The following is a 23,121-nucleotide window of genomic DNA, read 5'->3' on the forward strand; positions in this document are numbered from 1 at the left end:
CAAGATGCAAAATCAAAGAATAGGATCACGCTACGCAGATGCCCTTCTATCTTTGGCACAAAAACAAAATTGTGACGAAAAGGTATTAGAGGATATGCAAGCTATTTTAAGTACGCTCCAAGAGAATAAAGAATTGGATGATGTACTTAAAAGCCCAATCATCCCTTCGGATAAAAAGCAAGCAATATTAAACCAGATATTTGCTCAAGAAAGTCATGAAACTACTGTTTCTATGATCAAGCTACTATCTGAAAACAAAAGAGAAGATATTTTGAGAGCTTTAGCAACTAGCTATATTGAGCTTTACAAAGAATCAAAAAATATGGTAACGGCTACGGTTACCACTGCTTTTCCACTTGATGAAGCAACACGCTCACAAATAACTAAATTAGTTAATAGCCAAGTGGACGGAACAGTAGCACTAGAAGAAAAAGTTGATGAAGACATCATTGGAGGATACATCCTTCAAATTGGAGACCAAAGAATTAACAATAGTTTGGCAAACCAGTTATCATCACTAAAAAGAGAATTTGAATTAAAAACCCTTAGTTAAAGAGTTGTAATATGTCTAAGTTGAACCCGGCAGAAGTATCTGCCATCCTCAGAGAGCAATTGGCCGGAACAAAGAGCCAAGCTGAATTAGAAGAAGTAGGTACTGTACTAAACGTGGGAGACGGTATTGCGCGTTTGTATGGATTATCTAATGTGCAATATGGTGAGCTGATCGAATTCGAATCAGGATTACAAGGTATCACCCTAAACTTGGAAGAAGACAACGTAGGGGTTGTACTTCTAGGATCTTCAAAAGAAGTAAAAGAAGGAGACGTTGCCAAACGTACAAATACGATCGCCTCTGTACAAGCAGGTGAAGGATTAGTAGGACGTGTAGTAGATACACTTGGTAACCCAATTGATGGTAAAGGACCTATCCAAGGTGAAACTTTCGAAATGCCTTTAGAAAGAACAGCACCTGGAGTTATCTACCGTCAACCAGTAGATGAACCAATGCAAACAGGGATTAAGTCAATTGACTCAATGATTCCTATCGGACGTGGACAGCGTGAACTGATCATCGGTGACCGTCAGACAGGGAAAACTACTGTTGCAATTGATACCATCATCAATCAAAAAGAATTTTACGATAGAGGAGAAACAGTTTTCTGTATCTATGTAGCTATCGGACAAAAGGCTTCTACAGTAGCCAATATTGTTAAAACACTTGAAGATGCTGGAGCAATGGCTTATACAGTTGTTGTTGCCGCAAATGCATCTGACCCTGCACCAATGCAATTCTACGCTCCATTTGCAGGAGTTGCTATCGGTGAATATTTCCGTGATACAGGACGTCCAGGATTAATCGTTTATGATGATCTATCTAAACAAGCCGTAGCTTACCGTGAGGTATCTTTGCTACTTCGTCGTCCACCAGGTCGTGAGGCTTATCCAGGAGATGTATTCTTCCTTCACTCAAGACTTCTTGAGCGTGCTGCAAAATTGAATGATTCAGACGAAATTGCTGCACAAATGAACGACCTTCCAGAATCTTTGAAAGGACACGTAAAAGGAGGAGGATCGCTAACAGCACTTCCAATTATCGAAACACAAGCTGGAGACGTTTCCGCTTATATTCCTACAAACGTAATTTCAATTACCGATGGACAGATTTTCTTAGAATCTGATTTATTCAACTCTGGTGTTCGTCCAGCGATTAACGTTGGTATCTCGGTATCTCGTGTAGGAGGTTCTGCACAGATTAAACCAATGAAGAAAGTATCAGGAACATTAAAGCTTGACCAAGCACAGTTCCGTGAGCTTGAGGCTTTCGCAAAATTTGGATCTGATCTTGATGCTGCTACGCTAAAAGTTATCGAAAAAGGTAAGAGAAACGTAGAAATCTTGAAGCAACCGCAAAATGCTCCACTTCCTGTAGAAGAGCAAATTGCAATTATCTATCTTGGAACAAAAGATATGCTTAGAGATGTACCAGTAAATAAGGTAAAAGAATTTGAAGCTGAGTACCTAGAGTACATGAGAAACAAGCATGGAGATACCCTTCAAGCATTAAAAGCTGGAAAATACAACGATGATTTATTGGATGTATTATCTTCAGCAGCAGCAGAATTGACCGCTAAGTACAAAGCTTAATAATATTTCAGTAGGACTTCCCAAAAGATCTATTTGGGAAGTTTTGCTGGTTTTGAGACCATAAAACTCAAAAAATACTATGGCAAATTTAAAAGAACTAAGAACCCGAATAGGATCCGTACAATCAACAATGCAGATTACCTCTGCCATGAAAATGGTATCGGCTGCAAAATTGAAACGTGCCCAAGATGCTATCACACAAATGCGACCTTATGCCGATAAACTAAAAGAATTACTCGAAAATTTGAGTGCTTCTTTAGGGAGTTCAGCAGACGGAAAATACTCTGAAAAAAGAGATATTAAAAAAGTATTGTTGATCGTAGTTTCTTCAAATCGTGGTCTGTGTGGAGCATTTAACACACGTATCACAAAAGAATTAACACGTGCTCGCAAAGAGGAGTATCCGAATGCAGATGTAAGTGTTTTGCCTATTGGTAAAAAAGTGGTAGAATTCGCCGAAAGAAGAGAAATGAATCTTTTTGATTCAAACATCAGTATATTCGATAACCTTACTTTTGACGCTTCAGCAGCGTATTCTCAAAAAGTAATGGATGCATTTGTAAACGAAGAATTTGATCGTGTAGATATTATCTATAGTAAATTCTACAATGCAGGAAGACAAGATGTTATTTTCGAACAATTCTTACCCGTAAAACCCATCGAAAGTGATGAAACAAGCGCTGTAGATTATGGTTATGAGCCTTCTAAAGAAGAAATCATTACCGATTTGATTCCTAAGTCTCTAAAAATGCAAGTTTTTAAAGCACTATTAGATTCTCATGCCTCTGAGCATGGAGCACGTATGACAGCTATGCACAAAGCAACTGACAACGCTACAGCTCTTCGAGATGACCTTAAACTACAATATAACCGTCAGCGTCAAGCTGCAATTACCAACGAAATCCTTGAGATTGTTGGTGGAGCAGAAGCTCTTGGATAAGGTTCTATTTGTATTCAAATAAAAAAAAGTCAGCAATTTTGCTGACTTTTTTTGTTGTATAAATAATTGATTTTTAGCAATATTTTGCCAAACTCAAAATCCAGAATTATCTTTCAAAAGTCATACTCACTTTTTCTCCTTCAATACTTCCAGTTATTTCAAGTTCGTCTTTTTCGATACTGAAATCTAATAGCTCAGGTCCATCACCATCATCGATAGTTAATTTAGTTTCGTCATCATTCATTTTCCAAGTTCCAAATTCTTTAGAACTATCGCAATCCTTATCATTTGATTCTCCATCATAGTTGATTGCCTCCAAACTACCACCTTCTTTAAAAGTCCAGCTCGATTTTTTCATACAATCATTAACTTCTATACTAATAGTGTTAACTGAAATTGTTCTCAAATACCAAGTATCTACAATTTCTTCAGAAAGATCCTTATTACAGGAAACAAGGCTGAATAATAACATCAGTGATGTAGTAAAAAATAATTTCTTCATATTATATAATTTTAGTTGAGTACCGTAAATCTACAACAATATTTCAATTCAATATATTTCCCCCAAAAAAACAATCACAGATTTCTAATAAAATAGATCTAATAGATAGCAACACTCCTCAGCTTAATCATTGCAAGATTAAAGGATTAAAGAAACGATTAAATAATAACAATAATTAAAATGTTTTATTCGGGAATTTTAGAACGAATTGGCAGCTGCTACTCCACTCTTTTATACGTATAATGAATAGAATCTCCTAAATGTGTTTGCCAGAGTTCCAATTGCTCCTCTGCTATCATTAGTCCATGTTTATTAGGTATCATGGAATCTTGAAGTGAGTTATAAGATAAGGAAAGAATACTTTCCTGATCATCGAGAATCCATTTTCCAGAATTATTCTGTCCCAAACAATTGCCATTTTCGGTTTTGAAAGAATTATAGGTTAGATTTCCATTTTCATAAAAAGTAATCTTAGATTTCTTGACACAATTACTTAGAGGAATTTCAGATTCTAAATGATAAATTCTATCCATTTTCCAGGTACCAATAAGTTGATGAGACACTGAATCGTTTGTATCGCAGGCATGGAACAATAAAGTACTCATACTAACTAATAGAAAAGAGAATGTCTTTTTCATTGCTATAATTTTTTTGAGATTCTACTTTTCAAAGTTAATCACAAGCATTATCAAGCAGATAAATAGACAGTTATCAAAAGTTGTAGCGAATTAATTTTTTATAAAATTAACGGAATTACATCATTTCTCACATTAAATATTGGCTCTTATGGCATCAAGTGCTTCGTTAAGATGACCGAGCGCTTTTGAACAGACATTAGACTCTAGTCCGTGAAGTTCATCTAAAGGCTGTTGAATTTTGTCTAATAAATCCAGACCTTTTTGAGTGATGGTTAGATCTACTTTCCGACGATTTTCAAGGTTATTTTCTCTTTCGACAATTTCCAAGTTTACCATCTTATCTAACAATCTTGTAAGATCAGAAGTTTTATCAATCAATACTTCTCTGATATCAGAAGGTGTTGCTGATTTTGGGTAACGCCCTCTGAGAATTCTCAAAACATTATAATGCTGATTATTAATCTGATAAGGCTTAAGGATTAAAAGGGTTCTTTTTTCCAAAACTTTGGCGGTATAAAAAATATTGACAATCGTTTTTTCGTTTATATCAGTAAAATCCTTACTCATTTTGAGTTCCTTAAACAATTCCATAAGCGCAAGTTTGTGTTTTATTTGTGACAACAAATATAAAAAAATGATTCGAAGTCCCCAAATTAATCTAAGTTAGATTCTAATAATTATACCGATTACTTGCTAAAATTACCCACTTATTTCACTGCGTTCATAACTGGCTTTTAGCAATGCATCAGCATTATACCTATGAGTAAAATAACAACGTATATGGTATTACTTGTTATAATTATTGAGTAAAAATAAAAAAACCGAGTATCTACATCTAGTAAATACTCGGCACTCTATATTTATACTATTTATTATCGTTACAGATAATTTAATTTTCTTTTACAACATAGTACTTGGACATACATATTCAGAAACAGGAGCTTCGGCTTCCATTAGTGCTTCAAATCCTCCCTTGATATTTACCAAGTTATCAAACCCTTTTGATTTGTAAATAGACATAGCAATCATAGAACGATAACCACTCACACAGTGAACATGAAATGTTTTATCTTTAGCTACCTTTTCAAAATTACTGTTCACAAAGTCTAAAGGATTATTTAAAATCTGATCTGAAACAAGACGTTGCGAATAGAATTCAGATTCTTTTCTTACATCTAAGATATTGATTTTCTCTAAATCTTCAATCACCTCTTTAGCATCAACTTCGTTAAAGCGTCCAACAGTTTTACCAGCATCTTCCCATGCTTTTAAACCACCTTTCAGGAATCCTTGTGCTTGATCATAGCCTACACGAGCAAGTCTTCTTACAACTTCTTCTTCACGACCTTCATCTGCAATGATGATCATTTTCTGCTCAATATTTGGAATTAAAGCACCTACCCAAGGAGCAAAATTTCCTTCAATACCGATAAACCACGAATTTGGAACATGTCCTACGGCAAATTCTTGCTCAGTACGTGTATCAACCACTAAAGCACCTTCCGCTTGAAGTTTTTCTACATCATTTGCCGATAATTCTTGTAAACCACGTGCCATTACTGCGTCCACAGACTCATAACCCATTTTGTTCATCACGGCATTCTTTGGGAAATATTGTGGTGGAGCCACAAGACCTGTTAATACTTCCTCTACAAATTCCCCTTCTCCCATATCTGGACGAAGTGCATAGTTTGTTTTCTTTTGATTCCCTAGAGTATCTACTGTTTCCTCAGAAAGATTTTTTCCGCATGCAGAACCTGCACCATGACCTGGGTAAACAATTACCTCGTCCGCCAAAGGCATTATTTTAGTTCTTAGCGAATGATATAGGTGACGTGCCAAATCTGCTTGAGAAAGATCTGTTTTCACTGCCAAATCTGGTCTTCCTACATCTCCTAAGAAAAGGGTATCTCCAGAAAACAGTGCATGATCATTTCCGTTTTCATCTATCAATAAAAATGACGAAGACTCCATCGTATGTCCTGGAGTGTGCAATACTTTTATTGTTATATTTCCTATTTTAAATTCTTGATTATCTTCAGCTACTAGAATATCATATTCGGCACTAGCAGTAGGTCCAAAAACGATATCAGCTCCTGTTTTCTTTGCCAAATCAACATGACCAGAAACAAAATCAGCATGAAAATGTGTTTCAAAAATATATTTGATTTTTGCACCGTTTTTTTCTGCAAGCTCTGTATATGGTTTTGTTTCTCTTAATGGATCAATAATTGCCGCTTCTCCATTAGATTCGATATAATAGGCTGCTTCAGCCAAACAATCTGTATAAAGTTGTTCTATTTTCATTTTCTGGTAAGTTTTTTTGTTCTGATGCAAAATTCCATCATCCGAATTATTTTCATGGTGCTAATAATCACCTTGCTATTTACCAGTATTTTAGTAAAAAGAATCGGATGTTTTAGATAGGTACATCATCATTTTGTTCAACACTCAGTTGTGGTTCCTTAAAATGACTCCCAATTTGTTTCATTTTTGAAAATCAAAACATTAGACCACGACTATGGTATAAAATTATTGAAATTTCAACTAAAAAACGATATGTTTTCAAACTGATTGTTCTCAAAAGTATGTTTTATCACCTAAATTTTACACTCGTTTTCAGTTTATCTTAATCAAAATCTTTTTTCTTTATGAGTTAAGACATTAAAGCGTTCGGAAATATTCGAGCACAGCACGAGCTTGTTTTTCAGTTAAATTTTGATTTGCCATCGGGGCTCCATTGAATTCCATCAATAATCTTTTTGCCAAATCATCTTTCTGTACCATTTCATTGGGATTCAGAATCATATTCATGATCCACTCTGGAGTGCGTCTTTTGGTAATATCTTTTACCATTGGACCAATAAAGCGTTTATCTGTTTTGTGACAAGCTGCACACATTCTAGCGAAGATTTTCTCTCCTTCTTTTGCCATTTTTTGATCCACAGTTTCAGGTAATTTCAAAGAACTAATAGGTCCTACTCCTTTACTCACCATGTCCACCGTTTTGGAGGCGGGTATTGTTTTGGTTACCGATTTTTTCTTTGGAGCTTTTTTCTTGGTCTTAGACTTCGGAATCTTTCTCTTTTCTTTCTTAGGTGCATCAGAGCCTCCGCATGAAATCATTAAAAAAGAAGCGAAGATAAATAAGAGTGTTGGGATATTTCTCATGTTTTTTTATTCAAAAATATTATCATTGCATGAAATCATCCATGACAAAAGTCATAACAAAAGAGCTTAATATCTTCTATTTTTATTAAAACAAGGAAATATGTTTTCAAATTCATTAAAATATTCGCTTAGAGCCATTTCTTTTCTCTCCAAAAATGAAGAGGTAGGTAAAATAGGATTACAAAAACTATCAGAAAATGTTGATGTACCCAATGCATATTTGGGTAAAATCATGCAAAAGCTCGTAAAGAATGATTTCGTTAGCTCTGCCAAAGGCCCAAGGGGTGGATTTTATTTAACTAGAGAAAATAGAAATACTCCTGTCATGCGACTTATTTATTTTTTCGAAGGAGATGATTTTGCAAAAAATTGTGTGTTAAACTTTGATCAATGTAATTTAGAGAATCCTTGCCCGCTACATCATATTTATGTTCCTTTTAGTGAAAAATTAAAAAAGAAATTGTCTGAACTAAAGCTGGAAGATTTGAAAAATGGAGATGCTTTTCCGATTCTAAAGTAATCATAAATAAAATAGGCTACCCATTTCATATTTGGATAGCCTATTTTTTTTCTAAATCAATATGTCATTAATCTTTGATATACTCATTCAACTCATCAATACTTGATTCATAAGTAAAAGCATTGTTGATTTTGTAGTAGTTATCTTGATCATAGGTGTAATCATAAGCGAATTTTGCAAATTCTAGCTTCGTTGACTCATAGGTAAATAACTTAGTAAGTGATAAAACCTGATTTGAAAACAGACAGTTTTTCTCCAAGATTTGCTTGGCAATAGTCATTTTACTACTTTCAAATGTCTTACTTCTTATCGTTCTTTTAATATCTCTAAATTTTCCTTCTGTCATTGGCCAAGGGCATCCTATTGCTCCATGATATCCTTCCATAACAAAGTGATCTGCTTTTGGCTTTTTATCCACCTGCTTATTTTCATTGATCACATTTACATTGATATTGATATTGTTGTTGTTGACATTAGAATTGTTATTGGTTACAAAATCGCCACCATTTTCTACTTCTTTTTCATCATACCAATCATAAGTTTTCCCTTGATTAGGCGTTCTAAAGTTTCCTATTTTTCCTTCAGCCATCAAAACAAGTTTCATTTTTCCTTGTTTTTCTTTTAATAGAAATAAGTAGTGTTTTCCTTTACTTGGCAAATCCAGTACTTCATCAAGGTTTGGATATTGTCTTTTCTTAAACAATAAAGTCAGGTGATTATTTTTAGTTTTAATCCCTTTCACGGTCATTGATGAATGAGCTTGCGGATTTACGATTCGGTCATTAAGAATCATTTTAAATTTGGCTTGCGTACCCGAAATAACTGTTATTTGATTGCTTTGAGCAAAAACATTAAGTCCCACAAAGACCATCAAAAAAGTAAATAAAAGTGCTTTTTTCATAATAAATCATTTGTTTTAAAAATGGAGTTTTTCAAAATTGATACCAAAATACGATTTAAAGCTCAAAGCTTGTAATACATATTGCCAAAAAGAATTTAGAATATTTCTTTTCATGAAACCTGTTTGGCACAAAAAAACCGCTTTCTGATACTTCAGAAAACGGTTTCGTCTATTGTGTAGTTGGAATGCTATTAAATCCCAAATTCTGATTGAATCGCCTCTACAAAGTCTAATTTCTCCCATGTAAAGAAACTTGCTTTTTTGGTTTCAAAAGTATTTGGTGAAACTTCAATACTTACTTCTTTTTCAAAAGGTTCTCTTCCGAAATGACCGTATTTAGCCGTCTCTCCATAAATTGGATTTTTTAGTTTCAGTCGATCAATAATTCCTGCTGGTTTTAAATCGAATATTTTTTGCAATTTCGAAGCAATTTCTCCATCAGAAAGATTCAATTTTGCAGTACCATAAGTATCTACAAAAACTCCTGTTGGCTCTGCAACACCAATAGCATAAGATACTTGGATCAAAATTTTCTCTGCCAAACCTGCTGCTACAGCATTTTTTGCAATATGTCTTGCTGCATAAGCAGCTGATCTATCCACCTTAGATGGATCTTTCCCAGAAAAGGCTCCTCCACCATGAGCACCTCTACCCCCATAGGTATCTACAATAATTTTTCTACCAGTTAGTCCAGCATCTCCATGAGGACCACCAATTACAAATTTACCAGTTGGGTTCACATGATACTGAATATCTGATCCAAAAAGGTCTGCATTTTTCTGATCTAGCTTTGAAATTATTCTTGGAATCAAAATTTTCACAACATCGTCTTTGATTCTTGCCAACATCGATTTTTCTTCATCAAAGTCGTCATGCTGAGTAGAAAGAACGATCGCTTCAATTCTTTCTGGCTGATGATCGTCTGAATATTGAATAGTTACCTGAGACTTTGCATCGGGTCTAAGGTATGGCATTGGTGAATTTTCCATTCTACGCAACTCTGCCAACTCAATTAAAAGCATGTGAGACAACTGAAGAGCAAGAGGCATATAGCTTTCCGTTTCATCCGTAGCATATCCAAACATGATTCCCTGGTCTCCTGCACCTTGTTCTTCATCTTCTCTATCTACCCCTCGGTTAATATCCGCAGATTGTTCGTGAATGGATGATAAAATCCCACAAGAATTTGCATCAAATTGATATTCTGATTTTGTATAACCAATATTGGCAATAGTTTTTCTGGCTTGCAGTTGTAAATCTACATAAGCATTAGATTTTACTTCACCTGCTAATACTGTAAGACCAGTAGTTACAAGAGTTTCACATGCAACTTTGGCTTCAGAATCTTGAATAAGGAATGCATCTAATACGCTATCAGATACTTGATCGGCTATTTTATCTGGATGTCCTTCAGAAACAGATTCTGATGTAAAAAAATATGACATAAATAAGTTTTTCTAGCAAAAAGGGAGAGTAATAGTCTAAATATGGTGTCTTGCTATGAAAAGAAACTGCTTTAGCATTTTTTTTCGTGGTTGCAATCAGACAAATCAATCCACCTTTTTAAGTTAATAGGATACAAATATAGTTTTTTCGTTTCTAATTGTATAACAAATATTTTTTTCTTTTCGTTTTATAGGTCTTTAAATCTTTTTCCCAAGACTTTTTTATCTCACTAGCTGTTTTCCCTTCCATAATTTGTTGAGATAATATTTTGGTTCCAGCCAGTTTATGAAAAAATGGTTTAAAAAAATCTTTCCTCCCATGTTTTTGGTACGCCGTAATCAGCCAATCTAAGTTTAGGGCATTCAATTTTTCATTTTGTCTTAAGTCAAATCCCTTACATAACTTATTTTCGTGTTTAGGATATTTTGCTCCTTCTCTACTCATGGGCTGAAAACTAAAGGATTCTTTCCACTCAGGATGACCAAAAATTTGAAAAGGCATTTCGGTTCCTCTTCCCACACTCACTGGGGTTCCTTCAAAAAAACAAAGGGACGGATACAGATAAATAGATTGCTGATTGGGTAAATTTGGTGATGGTTTTATGGGTAAAACATAGGCTGCTTGATGATCATAATTTTCACAAAGGATAAAATCTAATTCACATTGTATTCCATCTTTCAACCATTTTTCTCCATTAATCATTTGTGCGTACTCTGCCATAGTCATCCCATGAACAACAGGCACAGGATGCATTCCCACAAAAGACTGATGCTCTTTTTCCAAAATGGGTCCATCTATATAGTGTCCATTTGGATTTGGACGATCTAAAACCAAAACTGGAATATTTTGCTCTGCACAAGCTTCCATTACATAGTGTAAAGTGGAAATATAGGTATAGAACCTTGCTCCTACATCCTGAATATCAAAAACCACTAAGTCAATTCCTTTTAAATCCTCTGCTTTCGGTTTTTTATTTTTTCCGTACAAAGATTTTATGGTTAAACCTGTTTGAGAATCTACACCTTTTTTTACTTTTTCTCCTGCATCATGTTTTCCTCTAAAACCATGTTCTGGTGCATAAATAAAGGCGATATCTCTTCCATTAGAATGTAAAAAATCTACAGTAGTTGCCGAAGTTTGATTTGCCACAATGACAATTTTCTTGTTTCCTACTTTGCGAAACAAATCATCTAACTGAGCTGCACCAACAATGATCGCTTTGGCTTCTTCTTGGGCAATAGTTTTCTCAGGTTGAGGTTCAACATTTTTTTGATTTTGCCCGCTACATGAACTTATAATTAGCACTAAAAATAAAAATTTCCACATTCTCTTCATATTTAGACACAAAAATAGACATTTAATCTGTATAGTTTTTCAACCACTCTTTAAAGGGTTTTATTCGGTCTCTTGAAACAAAAATCTCTTTATCCACAGGAGGATTAAGCGCTATTTTTAGTTTAGTACTAGAATAATATGTCATTTCAGAAATGGCATTAAAATGAATAATCATTTGCCTATTAATCTGGAAAAACAATCTAGGGTTTAGTTCTTTTCCAAAGTTTTCAAGAGATTGATCTAAAAAATATTTTTCGCCTTTATTGGTTCGGATAAAAGTTGTTTTTAGTTCAGAAAATACAAAAGCAACTTCTTGAATTCGGATCGTCTTTAGTTGGTGTCCCGATTTGATAAGAAATACATTTTTGTAATTTTTTTGTAATTTCTGTACTTGATTTACCGAACTCAGTTTTTGATATTTTTCTATGGCTTGATCAAGATCTTGCCCTTTTATCGGCTTCAGCAAATAATGAATACTGTTATGCTTAAATGCCTCAATGGAATATTGGTCATAAGCAGTTACAAAAATGATTTTTGAATCAATTACCAATTGGTTAAAAATATCAAAAGATTTTCCGTCTCCAAGTTCAATATCTGAAAATATAAGATCTGGTGCTTCATTTTGAGCCAGCCACAACAAAGATTCTTCAACGGAAGTTAAAATGTTTACCACTTCTAACTCACGATCCAAAAGAAGCTTGCATAAGTAATTAGCAGTTCTTTTTTCATCTTCAATAACAATACATTTGATCATGGTAGTAAAGGGATTTGCAGGGCGAAGATGCCATTTTCTTGAATGATTTTTATAGATTTTTTTGTGATAATCTCCGAACGTTTATTAAGGTTTTTTAAACCGATTCCCGTTCCTGAAGAATCACTGCGCTGCTGTACATTATTCTCGATCACAATATTATTTTGATGAAAATAGATTCTTATTTTTAGTGGATTTTTCATAGAAAAAGTATTGTGTCTTAGAGCATTCTCAATACCTATTTGAATAGAAAGCGGTAAAATTTCTTGAGAAGCTTCAATTGCTTTTCTTTCTATCTGGATGTCTAAGGCTTCCTCAAATCTTGTTTCTTGCATAAAAAGATACTTTTCTGCAAATTCTAGCTCATCTTTAAGTTTAACCAAATTTTTCTCATTGTTCTGGGTAATGTATCGATAAACATCTGCGAATCGATCTAGGTATTCATTTGCCAATTCTTTATCAGTATAAATCAGCTCTTTGAGTACACTCAAACTATTAAACAAAAAATGGGCATCCATTTGTTTTTGAAGCGCTAAAACCTCACTTTCTAGTTTGGCAATTTTTAGTGCTTCATTCTTTTTAATTTGTTCTTTAAATGCTAGAATAAATCCACGAAGATGAAACACCAATGAGATAATCAAACTCCATTTGATAATCTCTAAATAGCCTGACATACTTCGATCTCCCCAAAGTACTTCGATAGGCATACCTCTCCTGAGTACCAACATGATCCAAGCGATGAATACAGCAACTAAAAAAGAATAGCCAATGGTGACAATTACTCCTGTGAAAATTCGCATTTTTAATTGTTTCATCCAGCTAAATTTCTTGTTCAAACGATCTGAAAGATAACCATTCCCAAATCCTAACAAAAGGGTGTATTGCATACTCCAAAGGAGGTAATTAAAGAAGCCCTCCCAAGAGGCACCTCCTGGATTAAAAACAACGAATGAGAGCGGAAATAAAATGGCAATAATGACTAAAGCGATAAAATAAAACCTTTTTTCCATGTTTAAAGATATTTAATTTTAAGAAGATTTTGATTCGTATTTTTCTGATTTTTCAGATCTATATACTCATCAACGAACTTTTTTTATGTGCAATGAACCGTTGCAAAAATTTTCTAAAATCATAGTATATGAAGTTAAAAAGTCTTTGCAACGGTCTTTGTTTAGATTTTAAATCTTTCTATGGGTTTATTCCGATTGTATTGCTAAATCTAAAGCAACTTTTCTTCTTTTTACTTTAAATTTTGTCATTTCGAAGGTTGGTTTTGCCATGAGCGGAAAAATATTTTCTCCAGAGAAACTATAGGGTTCTGTTGGAATTCCTTTTGAGTTTCTATCCAAGTTCTTATTGTCGTTGATGTCTTGAAACATCGCAACAGCATATTCTCCTCTAGGAAGCTCAAAGGTCATAGTATTACCTTTAGATACCGCCATTCTTCTTGCGGTAAAAGGTGCATCTCCTAAGAATGTTTTAGCGTCTTTGTAGATGGCTACCATCCAATACCCTTTTTGAGATTGAGCATGGGTAAAGGTTAAATTTACTTCGGTAGTCTTTTGTGAAAAACCATTGGAAATCATTAAAAGACTCATAAGTGATAAAATAATTGCTTTCATGTTGTTTTGTTTTATGATTAAATAACTGAAGCAAATATCACTCGTATCTAGCGTATCCAAAAAATAAATATCCCCAATGGTGAATTATGATTACTGAGTGGTGAAAAGTTTTCCGTGAAAGATTTTAAAGAGTATAAAATCTAAGATATTTCTGTTCTATTGATCAAATAATCCTTTATTTTGGTGAAAATTGAGGTCTAGAACTTCATAAGCTTTTTCTGTACAAACACGCCCTCTTTGTGTTCTCATAAGGTAACCTTGTTGGATTAAGAAAGGTTCATATACTTCTTCAATGGTTTCAACTTTTTCGCTTACTGCCGTAGCAATTGTTCCTACACCCACAGGTCCACCTTTGAATTTCTCAATGATGGTTTGTAAAATTAGAATATCCATTTCATCCAATCCATTTTCATGAATCTTTAATGCTTGAAGTCCAAATTTGGTAATTTGAAGATCTACTTTTCCGTTCCCTTTGATTTCTGCAAAATCTCTTACCCTTCTCAAAAGAGCATTGGCGATTCTTGGTGTTCCTCTACTTCGTCTAGCAAGTTCCAAGGCTGCACTTTCTTCAATGGGAGTTTGCAGAATTCCTGCTGATCTCTTAATAATATTCGCAAGGGTATTTTGGTCATAATATTGTAATCTACAATTAATTCCAAAACGAGCTCTGAGCGGTGAAGTCAATAAGCCTGCTCTTGTCGTTGCTCCTATTAAGGTGAAATTATTCAAGCTTATTTGTACAGTTCGAGCACTAGGCCCCGTATCAATCATGATATCAATACGGTAATCCTCCATTGCACTGTATAGATATTCCTCAATCACAGGTGATAAACGATGAATTTCATCAATAAAAAGAACATCACCCTCATTTAGGTTCGTTAGTAAACCTGCAAGATCTCCAGGTTTTTCTAACACAGGCCCTGAAGTAATTTTTATCTCACTGCCCATTTCATTGGCAATAATATTGGCAAGTGTTGTTTTTCCTAATCCTGGTGGTCCATGTAGCAATACATGATCTAGAGCTTCTTCACGTAACCGTGCTGCTTCCGTGAAGACTTTTAGGTTTTCTATGACTTTATCTTGCCCTGTAAAATCGGAAAAACTTAAAGGTCTAATCGATTTTTCAAAGCTGTCCTCTTGTTCAGATTCGTTATCTAAGAATATTTCATTCATTGTTTCAAAGGTACACTTAATGCGTGATAAAGAAGAAGTTTATATTGACAATTAAGGAGCTACAACTTGCATCAACTGACCACAAATAAGGGCGGCATAAGTTCCTAATGCATATCCTAATACGGCTAAAAGAACTCCTACAGGGGCTAAACTAGGATGAAAAGCACCTGCTACTACAGGAGCAGAAGCTGCTCCACCAATATTCGCCTTTGATCCCACTGCCACAAAGAAATAAGGTGCTTTGATGATTTTTGCGACCACAAAAAGCAATAATACGTGTATTGCCATCCAAATCAAACCAATTACAAAAAGTTCTGGATTATCAAATATCGCAAGTATATCCATTTTCATACCGATACTAGCAACTAGAAAATAAATAAATACCGATCCTATTTTAGAGGCTCCAGCACCTTCATAGTTTCTAAGCCTTGTAAAAGACAAAATCACTCCACCTGTGGTAGCCAAAACGATGAGCCAGAAAAAACTTGAACCTAATGAGAATTTATTTAAAAAGGGAAGATTTTCACTAATCCAAGGCGCTAGAATATCTGCACCGTAATGAGAAAAACCAGTAATTCCAAAAGCGATTCCTAGAATCACCATTAAATCAGTAAGTGTCGGATTTTTACTAATAGAATCCTGAAAAGCTATCATCTTATTTTTTAAAGTTTCTATTGCCGTGGTATCAGCTTTCAAAAAATGGTCTATTTTATCTTTTTTACCTATTCCAAACAATAGAAATGCCATCCAAACATTGGCAACCAAAACATCAACGATGATCATTTTTGAAAACATGGCATCATTCACATTAAATACCTCTTTCATTGCTACTTGGTTTGCTCCACCTCCTATCCAAGAACCTGCAACAGTTGTCATTCCACGCCAAACGGCTTCGGGGCCGGCTCCACCCACCCATTCTGGGGCAAAAGAAGAAACTATCAAAATTGTTAGTGGTCCTCCAATAACAATTCCTGCTGTTCCTGTCAAAAACATGATAATGGCTTTAGGACCTAGGTTGAATATACCTTTAAGGTCAATACTCAATGTAAGCAGAACTAGAGCCGCAGGTAGCATAAACCTTGTTGCGATATAGTAAATATCCTTAGAGTCTTTTGCCGAAATAATATTGAGCGTATTGAGAATCGCTGGCAAAAAATAGCACATCAAAAGTGCGGGTATTATTTTATAAAATTTTGACCAAAACCCTTCTTTTTTAGAAGAGGTATAGAATACAAATGCCAGCACAATGGCTAAAACTCCAAAAACGGTGGCTTTATTGGTAAATAATGTTTCTGTCATGATGATTGAAAATTAAAAAAACCCATTCATAATATACTATGAATGGGTTTAGAATATTTTACGAATGTTTACTACAAGATGAAAATTACTCCGAATCTTGCAGATTTAAAATCAAACCCAAAGCTTCCATCTGTATTTGTAGTACTCCCTACACCATTTACATCAATAGAAAATGCACCTCCATATACTTGGAAACCAGCCTCAGCCATAATTCCTATTTTACCGAATCTGAATCTTACTCCTGGACCTAATTCACCTATTCCTTGGTCTGCAGAGATATCCTGACCATTAACTTTTGCTGTAACCGTCTGCATACCAGCTCCTGCAAATATATAGGTATAATCGGTAATAAATGGAGCTCGTGATCTTAACTGTATCGTTCTCACGTTTTGATCGATTGATTCAAGCTTTCCGTCAACTGTCGGAATTTCTATTGTGTTCGGTACGTATGAAGCAAATATAGAATATTTACCCAATCCTATTTCCGCAAAAGCTCCTGGTTTTTCAATTACGGCATCGTAGTGTACCCCTAAACTTACCAAGAAAAGCTGTCCACCAGAGGCTCCGCCTCCTCCTCTTCCCGAAGAGAAACCACCTCTTGAGAAATTTCCGCCTCCATATCCGTTAATTCCTCCACTACGGAAATCAATTTGAGCGAAAGATTCGGAGATACTAAATAAAAGAACTAGGGCTAATAATATTTTTTTCATTTTACTTTGTTAATTTCTTGTTTTACAAATGATATCTTACACCAAATATTCCTGAATATCCAGCAATTTGTGGTTTATAAAATGGTTCAAAAATCGGGAATTTAATACTTTGCTCTCTAGACATAGAAGCAAAGAAAAGAACCTCTGCAAAAATATTTACTCTGTTAAGTCTAAGTTGTAATGTTGATTTATTCATTAACTGTAAAATGGCTGATGAATGATTAAAATCATGAGCTCCATTTGTTGTTTCGAATACATAGTTAAAACTTGCATTATACAACATCACACCTATGGTAGGACAAACAGGGGCAAAAGCAAAACGCGAATTTTGAGAACCAATTACATATCGTCCAAAACTAAATCTTACTTGAGTAGAACTATAACTAAAATAAAACTGAGTAATATCATCAATATAAGTCTCTTTGTTATTTTTGTCTTTAAAATCTTTGTCATAAATACTGTTAGGAAAGAAACCTAAATAGGTATTGCTATAAGTGTTATTCCCTAGCATTTTTCTATCGTTCTCTGTTGTAGAAATAGAAGCTCCTACATCAATAAACGCATAGTCATTCATTTTATACCTAAGAGACAAATCTAGACCATAAGAATCAGACATTGCAGAATTTGAGTATTGTTTATCCTTTATCTGTGAATAAAATCCTCCTACCCCTACTTCCCAAGTTCTTAAAAAACCATCTCTAGGGCTTTTTGGGTAATATTTTTTGATTTGCGCTTGAGCAGACCATGATGCAACGAATGCAATAAATAATAGTAATATTCTTTTTGTCATGGCTTAAAATTTAAAAAACATTCGATAACCGATACTAAATGAAATTGCCGATGAAGGTCGTTCTTTATCAAACACGGAAGTGGTCATATACTGAACTTCACTAAACCACCCTCTATGAAAATGAACTCCAAAACCTACATTTGCATAAGTTCTAGAGAATTCATGGTTTATTTCTGGCACTTTGATTGATGAACCGTTGGGTAGTTTTATTTCACCGTCTCCATTTGGAAGAAGGTCATACTTTGAATTCACTCCTTCTACCCCCACATTTAGATACCATAATTTTTTTGCTAATGCAAAGAAATAATTTGTTTCTAACGCATAACTATAGGTCCCTACACTTGCAGAAGCCATATAAGGGTAAGGATTATCATTCAATGTAATTAAATGGTGTTCGTTATTTACAGAATAAGGTAAAAACTGTGTAAACGAAGCCGTAAGCGTAAACACTTTTAATGGAATATGGGCTCTTAATCTTAAACCATTTTCCATAAAATCCAATGGAATTCCGATATCAGCGGTTTGTGTATTGGATACTGAAGCGTCCAAAATATCAACTGTTGTTGTCGTAGTTTGAAAACTTTCATTAGTCAAATGAAACATAGAACGAAAAGAGGCATCAATATACAAAAATGGTTTTCCTTTTCGGTTGGATCTAGACTTTGCACTCCCAAATGAAATGTTTTTGGATGGTAGTCCTCCTAAATAACGATAAGCTCTTATCCCAAATGGCGGATGCTCATCCGACTGGGCGTAAGAGGAAAAGCCTAGAAAAAAAGCAAAAAATACGATTAAAATACTCCTCATGAATAGATGATTTACCCCAAATATAAAAAAAGAAGTTAAATCTATGACGATTAACTTCTTTTTTTTGTGTTTAACAATAATTTTTTAATGTGGTAATTTATCCTTAATAAGACCATAAACAAATGTACCAAGTGCACCCATGAGTACCATCAGAACAAAAACTGAAGCACCTCTCCCAAGCCAAACAAACATAGGACCTGGGCAAGCTCCTGTAATAGACCATCCAAGTCCAAAAATTATTCCTCCGATGATGTATTTACGTAGTCCAGCTTCTTTAATTCTGAAATACATATTTTTTTGTCGATTATTTTTCCAATAATTCTTTTTGGCAATGGCAATTAAAATAATACCCGTTACTACAGCAGAACCAATGACTCCATACATATGAAAAGATTGGAAATGAAACATTTCTTGAATTCTGAACCATGAAATTACTTGTGATTTAGATAATACAACTCCGAAAAGTGTTCCAAGAATAAAAAAGGGAAGTAGTTTTTTCATGATTTAGAAAATTAAAGGTAAAACAATATGAGTAACAAATAAACCGCCTATAAAAAATCCAATTACAGCAATAAGCGAAGGAAGTTGTAGGTTACTTAGGCCTGATATTGCATGACCAGAGGTACAACCTTGAGCATAGCGTGCTCCAAATCCTACTAAAAATGGACCAAGAAGCATGAAAAACCAACCGTTTCCAGAAAATAAGTTATCCCAAGAAAAAATTTCTTTTGGAAATAAACTGTTGCCATCATGGCTCAAATTCCATCCTGCCAAAACCTCTTTGAAAGAATCTGCTAGTTCAATATCTCCAATTTCAAGAAAATTTGCACTCAAAAATCCTCCAAAAACAACTCCTAAAATAAAAGTAATATTCCATGCCTGATCTTTCCAATTACTATCAAAAAAACTACAGTATTTACCAGCGCCGCTCATAGAGCACATAGTCTTGAAATTTGTCGAAATACCCATACCATCTCCTACATAGTGCATAGCAAACATCACCAAGGCTATTAATGGCCCCGCTATATACCATGGGAAAGGTTGAAAAATAATGTCCATAATCTTACGTCTTTTAATCGGCAAAATTCATGGAAATTTTCACTAAAAATGGTAATTCAAATCACCAGAGAATGGAGTTTTGTATATAACACTATTTTCTCCGCTATTTTATACCAATTACGGTGTTAATTCACTCATTAGACCTCATAAAGCAAAAACTAAAAATTTCGTAAATTTGTATAATAAACTTTCGATAATGGATTTTCAAGCATCAAAAAAAGAATTACTGAAAACAATATTAGATATTGATAATACCGCTATGATTCAAAGAATTTCCGAATTTATTAAGAGAGAAAAAGCTGATTTTTGGAATGAACTTTCCATAGAGGAACAAAATGAAATTCAACAAGGCATGTCGGACTTAAAAAAGGGTGACAAAATTGAGTTTAATGAGTTCCTTAAAAGGATCGGTTAGTGAAAGTGTACTTATCGAAAACAGCTGAAGAAAAGCTTACCATTCTTCTGGAATTTCTTTTAACAGAGTGGAATCAAAAAGTTCGAAATGATTTTTTGAATAAATTAAAAGCTAAAATCAACCAAATTTCTGCCCAACCTGAAAGCTGTCCTCAATCAGAAGAAGTTAAGGGTCTTTTCAAGTGTGTCGTACAAAACAAAACACATTATACTATCAAATAAATATAGAAGAACAAGCTATTGAGATTATTACCTTTATTGACATAGGCAAAACCCAAATTCTATCAAAAGAGAAATAAAATCACATAAAATATAACAAAAGTTAAAATCAATAAATGTAATTAGGGAAAGTGGGTACTCACCTGCCCCGCCATTAAAGTCTTTATTACTTTTAAGGATAAGAAGATAAATCTAATCAAGCGTTAATAGCTATTTAGTAGCTTGACAGCTAACCTCGCTTAAATACCTTACTAATCTTAGCCTTCGTAGGTATTAGTCTTTGGGAAATTTCGTTGTAGTAAACCCTCTTTCCCCTCCCGAAAAATCGGGACAAGCTATTCAAAGGGGGTTTATATCTATGAGTAGGTTAGTATTCAACAAGTAATACCATTTTTGGTGTTAATTTACCCATAGGTATTATGCCGATACATTGCTAAAAGCCAGTTATGAACGCAGTAAAATAAGTGGGTGATTTCAGCAAGTAATCGGTATAATCTATCTTATTTTCTGAAATTATCTAAATCAATAAAAAACTGATCAATCATTCCTCTTTTCACATGAGGCATTACGACAATTTTATACCAATTAGGATTTTCGTGATTATCTGAAACCAAAAAATTCTTTTCTGCTACCTCTTTTGGAATATATTGTGCCTTCATGGTAATAATGTTGATATGAGGGTTTCTAAAAAACTCTACACCTCTTTTTTCCAACCTATTACAAATATCATCACTTCTTTGAATAAGTTTTTCCATGTTCATTTTCCAGCCCTGTGATCCGTGTAAATGAAGAATCATCCACATGGAAATAGCATTGGCTCCTGATCTAGATCCACAAATCGTATAATCTTTACCTTGCACATAACTTGCTTCTTCTGTTTTACAATACTGAATAAAACCTTTACGAACTAAGAAAAGTCCTGTTCCATAAGGAGCTTGAAGCATTTTATGTCCATCAATAGTCATAGAAGTAATATGCGGATTTTTGAAATGATATTGACTCTCTTCGTCTGTAAATGGATAAATAAAACCACCATAAGCCGCGTCTATATGAAGTTTGAATGTCAGATTTTCCCTTGTAAAGAAATCACAAATTGCATCGAGATCATCAACTGAACCAAACATGGTTGTTGAACAGTTTGCAATGACAATAAAATATTTTGTACCAGTGGTTTTCCTGTTAGAAACTTTTTGTGCAAGATCTTCCAAATCCCATTTACGTGACTCTGGGTTTACTTTGATGATTTCTTGATCTAATGCCAATAAATTTGCAGCTTTTGGCATAGAGTAATGAGAATCTTGAGAATAGATCAAACAGATTTCTTGAGGATTTGCTCCAAATTCTTTTTGGTAATAATTTCTATAACACCACATTGCTTGAATATTCGCCTCTGTTCCTCCTGGTGCTACATAACCATCGATACTTTTAGGTTCTGCTCGGAAAATTTCTTCAGAAACTAAAGATATCAACTCTCTTTCTAACCTTTGTGTACCCTTAAAAAATACTTCAGATTTTTCCTCTAAGGTATGACAACCAATGTGATTAGGATTTGCAATTAAGGTTGAAACAAAAGGGGCTTCTTTTAAAAATGGAGCATCGTCATAAAATGTTTCTTTATCGAGGTAAGATCCAGGAACACCCATCACAGGGAAGTGCTTGTAGTTCATGTTCTCTCCTAATCTACGAAATACGATTTCCTTAATCTGTTCAAAGCTTTTTCTTGGCCAATTCATACTGATTTTCTTTAGTGTTCAAGCGAGAAGAAATAAGTTGCAAATTTGAACTATTCACGAGAAATACGAATAACCTTTTTATGATTTTTAATCCTTTTTGTTTTTCTAAATAGATATTGTTACATAGTTACTCGCATAAATCAAAAATCACTAATCGAAAAAATTCAACATTTCAACTTAATAATAGTGACCATTATCTTATTATATATTGAATGTTTGATACTTAGCCATAGTTTTGTTTCGTAATCTAATTTATTGTTATAAAAATTTTTAAACTATGAGTACAGCACTTAAACGAAAATGGATGTACCGCTACAATCAATTGAAGCGTTACTACGAAAAGAATGGTCACTCAAACATCTCTGCAAGACACAAGAGAAATAAATCTCTTGGTACTTGGGTCGTGAGACAACGTGTAATAAAAAATTCATTAACTCCAGAACAATTGGATTTACTAGATACTATTCAGTTTGTTTGGGATCCTAGAAAGAATTCTTGGGAAGACAACTATGAAAAATTGATTACTTACAAGGACCAACATGGTGATACAAATGTTCCTGTGAACTTTGAAAAAGATCCAATCTTTGGAAGATGGGTACAGAAACAACGTAGAATAAAATTAACACTCTCTGAAGACAAAGTAGAGAAGTTAAATAATTTAGGATTTATTTGGAATGGTAATGACTATATCTGGGAGCAAAATTTTGATACGCTTCAGTCATTTATCAATAAAAATAGAAGGTTGCCATCTTATAAAGAAAATTTAAAACTTTATAACTGGATAAACCAGCAAAAAATCAAGTTCAAGAACTTGAGATTAGAAGAGGTAAAAGTGCAAAAATTAAGAGGTATAGGTATAGAGATTAATTAGTTGAAATTTTAATAAGTAAATAAGTTTTTGTAATATTTAGGGGATTCGATTCATTTCGAATTCCCTATTTTTGTG

Annotated in this window: 26 protein-coding genes; 7 read left to right on the forward strand and 19 right to left on the reverse strand. The window is 34.1% G+C overall.

What is annotated here, in order from left to right:
* The first annotated feature begins 4 nt into the window (after window positions 1–4).
* The 3 genes from atpH to atpG all read left to right on the forward strand — a co-directional run bounded on the left by atpH (window position 5) and on the right by atpG (window position 3,085).
* Window positions 5–553 (forward strand): ATP synthase F1 subunit delta, encoded by a 549-nt coding sequence (gene atpH, locus N4A45_05890; GenBank protein MCT4664746.1) that lies wholly within the window; start codon window positions 5–7, stop codon window positions 551–553.
* A gap of 11 nt (window positions 554–564) precedes the next feature.
* A complete protein-coding gene (gene atpA / locus N4A45_05895; protein MCT4664747.1) occupies window positions 565–2,145 on the forward strand; it encodes a F0F1 ATP synthase subunit alpha in 1,581 nt (526 codons plus the stop codon).
* A 79-nt stretch (window positions 2,146–2,224) separates the two neighbouring features.
* Entirely contained in the window at window positions 2,225–3,085 is an 861-nt protein-coding gene (gene atpG / locus N4A45_05900) for an ATP synthase F1 subunit gamma (protein ID MCT4664748.1), read from the forward strand.
* A gap of 106 nt (window positions 3,086–3,191) precedes the next feature.
* On the opposite strand, the gene N4A45_05905 is transcribed toward atpG, so the two are convergent.
* The 5 genes from N4A45_05905 to N4A45_05925 all read right to left on the reverse strand — a co-directional run bounded on the left by N4A45_05905 (window position 3,192) and on the right by N4A45_05925 (window position 7,396).
* Complete coding sequence (locus tag N4A45_05905; GenBank protein MCT4664749.1) at window positions 3,192–3,587, reverse strand: lipocalin family protein; 396 nt, start codon at window positions 3,585–3,587, stop codon at window positions 3,192–3,194.
* Between the two features lie 218 nt (window positions 3,588–3,805).
* The gene (locus N4A45_05910) at window positions 3,806–4,225 is read right to left on the reverse strand and encodes a lipocalin family protein (GenBank protein ID MCT4664750.1); all 420 of its coding nucleotides are present in this window, start codon (window positions 4,223–4,225) and stop codon (window positions 3,806–3,808) included.
* A gap of 132 nt (window positions 4,226–4,357) precedes the next feature.
* Window positions 4,358–4,816 (reverse strand): winged helix DNA-binding protein, encoded by a 459-nt coding sequence (locus tag N4A45_05915; protein ID MCT4664751.1) that lies wholly within the window; start codon window positions 4,814–4,816, stop codon window positions 4,358–4,360.
* A gap of 309 nt (window positions 4,817–5,125) precedes the next feature.
* Entirely contained in the window at window positions 5,126–6,532 is a 1,407-nt protein-coding gene (locus tag N4A45_05920; GenBank protein MCT4664752.1) for a rhodanese-like domain-containing protein, read from the reverse strand.
* A 357-nt stretch (window positions 6,533–6,889) separates the two neighbouring features.
* The gene (locus N4A45_05925) at window positions 6,890–7,396 is read right to left on the reverse strand and encodes a cytochrome c (protein ID MCT4664753.1); all 507 of its coding nucleotides are present in this window, start codon (window positions 7,394–7,396) and stop codon (window positions 6,890–6,892) included.
* 100 nt (window positions 7,397–7,496) lie between these two features.
* Here N4A45_05925 and N4A45_05930 point away from each other — a divergent pair, with 100 nt between their 5' ends.
* Window positions 7,497–7,916: an Rrf2 family transcriptional regulator gene (locus N4A45_05930; GenBank protein ID MCT4664754.1), complete on the forward strand. Its 420-nt coding sequence runs from the start codon at window positions 7,497–7,499 to the stop codon at window positions 7,914–7,916.
* A gap of 67 nt (window positions 7,917–7,983) precedes the next feature.
* Here N4A45_05930 and N4A45_05935 read toward each other — a convergent pair whose 3' ends face one another.
* The 13 genes from N4A45_05935 to N4A45_05995 all read right to left on the reverse strand — a co-directional run bounded on the left by N4A45_05935 (window position 7,984) and on the right by N4A45_05995 (window position 19,809).
* Complete coding sequence (locus N4A45_05935; GenBank protein ID MCT4664755.1) at window positions 7,984–8,817, reverse strand: DUF4476 domain-containing protein; 834 nt, start codon at window positions 8,815–8,817, stop codon at window positions 7,984–7,986.
* A 191-nt stretch (window positions 8,818–9,008) separates the two neighbouring features.
* Window positions 9,009–10,262 (reverse strand): methionine adenosyltransferase, encoded by a 1,254-nt coding sequence (gene metK, locus N4A45_05940; protein MCT4664756.1) that lies wholly within the window; start codon window positions 10,260–10,262, stop codon window positions 9,009–9,011.
* 154 nt (window positions 10,263–10,416) lie between these two features.
* Complete coding sequence (locus N4A45_05945; GenBank protein ID MCT4664757.1) at window positions 10,417–11,589, reverse strand: DUF1343 domain-containing protein; 1,173 nt, start codon at window positions 11,587–11,589, stop codon at window positions 10,417–10,419.
* Window positions 11,590–11,620: 31 nt separating this feature from the next.
* Window positions 11,621–12,352, reverse strand: coding sequence for a LytTR family DNA-binding domain-containing protein (locus tag N4A45_05950; protein ID MCT4664758.1), 732 nt, complete (start codon window positions 12,350–12,352; stop codon window positions 11,621–11,623).
* The gene (locus N4A45_05955) at window positions 12,349–13,359 is read right to left on the reverse strand and encodes a histidine kinase (protein MCT4664759.1); all 1,011 of its coding nucleotides are present in this window, start codon (window positions 13,357–13,359) and stop codon (window positions 12,349–12,351) included. Before N4A45_05955 ends, N4A45_05950 begins: the two co-directional genes overlap by 4 nt.
* 186 nt (window positions 13,360–13,545) lie before the next feature.
* A complete protein-coding gene (locus N4A45_05960) occupies window positions 13,546–13,971 on the reverse strand; it encodes a DUF2141 domain-containing protein (GenBank protein ID MCT4664760.1) in 426 nt (141 codons plus the stop codon).
* 156 nt (window positions 13,972–14,127) lie between these two features.
* A complete protein-coding gene (ruvB, locus tag N4A45_05965) occupies window positions 14,128–15,144 on the reverse strand; it encodes a Holliday junction branch migration DNA helicase RuvB (GenBank protein MCT4664761.1) in 1,017 nt (338 codons plus the stop codon).
* A gap of 51 nt (window positions 15,145–15,195) precedes the next feature.
* Window positions 15,196–16,443 (reverse strand): DUF819 family protein, encoded by a 1,248-nt coding sequence (locus N4A45_05970; GenBank protein ID MCT4664762.1) that lies wholly within the window; start codon window positions 16,441–16,443, stop codon window positions 15,196–15,198.
* A 71-nt stretch (window positions 16,444–16,514) separates the two neighbouring features.
* Window positions 16,515–17,153 (reverse strand): hypothetical protein, encoded by a 639-nt coding sequence (locus tag N4A45_05975; GenBank protein MCT4664763.1) that lies wholly within the window; start codon window positions 17,151–17,153, stop codon window positions 16,515–16,517.
* Window positions 17,154–17,175: 22 nt separating this feature from the next.
* Entirely contained in the window at window positions 17,176–17,943 is a 768-nt protein-coding gene (locus N4A45_05980) for a hypothetical protein (GenBank protein MCT4664764.1), read from the reverse strand.
* Between the two features lie 3 nt (window positions 17,944–17,946).
* Window positions 17,947–18,750 (reverse strand): hypothetical protein, encoded by an 804-nt coding sequence (locus tag N4A45_05985; protein ID MCT4664765.1) that lies wholly within the window; start codon window positions 18,748–18,750, stop codon window positions 17,947–17,949.
* A gap of 84 nt (window positions 18,751–18,834) precedes the next feature.
* Complete coding sequence (locus tag N4A45_05990) at window positions 18,835–19,251, reverse strand: YeeE/YedE thiosulfate transporter family protein (protein ID MCT4664766.1); 417 nt, start codon at window positions 19,249–19,251, stop codon at window positions 18,835–18,837.
* A 3-nt stretch (window positions 19,252–19,254) separates the two neighbouring features.
* Entirely contained in the window at window positions 19,255–19,809 is a 555-nt protein-coding gene (locus N4A45_05995) for a YeeE/YedE family protein (GenBank protein MCT4664767.1), read from the reverse strand.
* 196 nt (window positions 19,810–20,005) lie between these two features.
* Here N4A45_05995 and N4A45_06000 point away from each other — a divergent pair, with 196 nt between their 5' ends.
* Window positions 20,006–20,224, forward strand: coding sequence for a hypothetical protein (locus N4A45_06000; protein MCT4664768.1), 219 nt, complete (start codon window positions 20,006–20,008; stop codon window positions 20,222–20,224).
* 5 nt (window positions 20,225–20,229) lie between these two features.
* Window positions 20,230–20,445: a type II toxin-antitoxin system RelE/ParE family toxin gene (locus N4A45_06005; protein MCT4664769.1), complete on the forward strand. Its 216-nt coding sequence runs from the start codon at window positions 20,230–20,232 to the stop codon at window positions 20,443–20,445.
* Window positions 20,446–20,942: 497 nt separating this feature from the next.
* Here N4A45_06005 and N4A45_06010 read toward each other — a convergent pair whose 3' ends face one another.
* Entirely contained in the window at window positions 20,943–22,175 is a 1,233-nt protein-coding gene (locus N4A45_06010; protein MCT4664770.1) for an aminotransferase class I/II-fold pyridoxal phosphate-dependent enzyme, read from the reverse strand.
* Window positions 22,176–22,452: 277 nt separating this feature from the next.
* Here N4A45_06010 and N4A45_06015 point away from each other — a divergent pair, with 277 nt between their 5' ends.
* Complete coding sequence (locus N4A45_06015) at window positions 22,453–23,046, forward strand: helicase associated domain-containing protein (GenBank protein ID MCT4664771.1); 594 nt, start codon at window positions 22,453–22,455, stop codon at window positions 23,044–23,046.
* Window positions 23,047–23,121: the final 75 nt, after the last annotated feature.

It is taken from the genome of Flavobacteriales bacterium, assembly GCA_025210805.1.
GTDB lineage: Bacteria > Bacteroidota > Bacteroidia > Flavobacteriales > CAJXXR01 > JAOAQX01.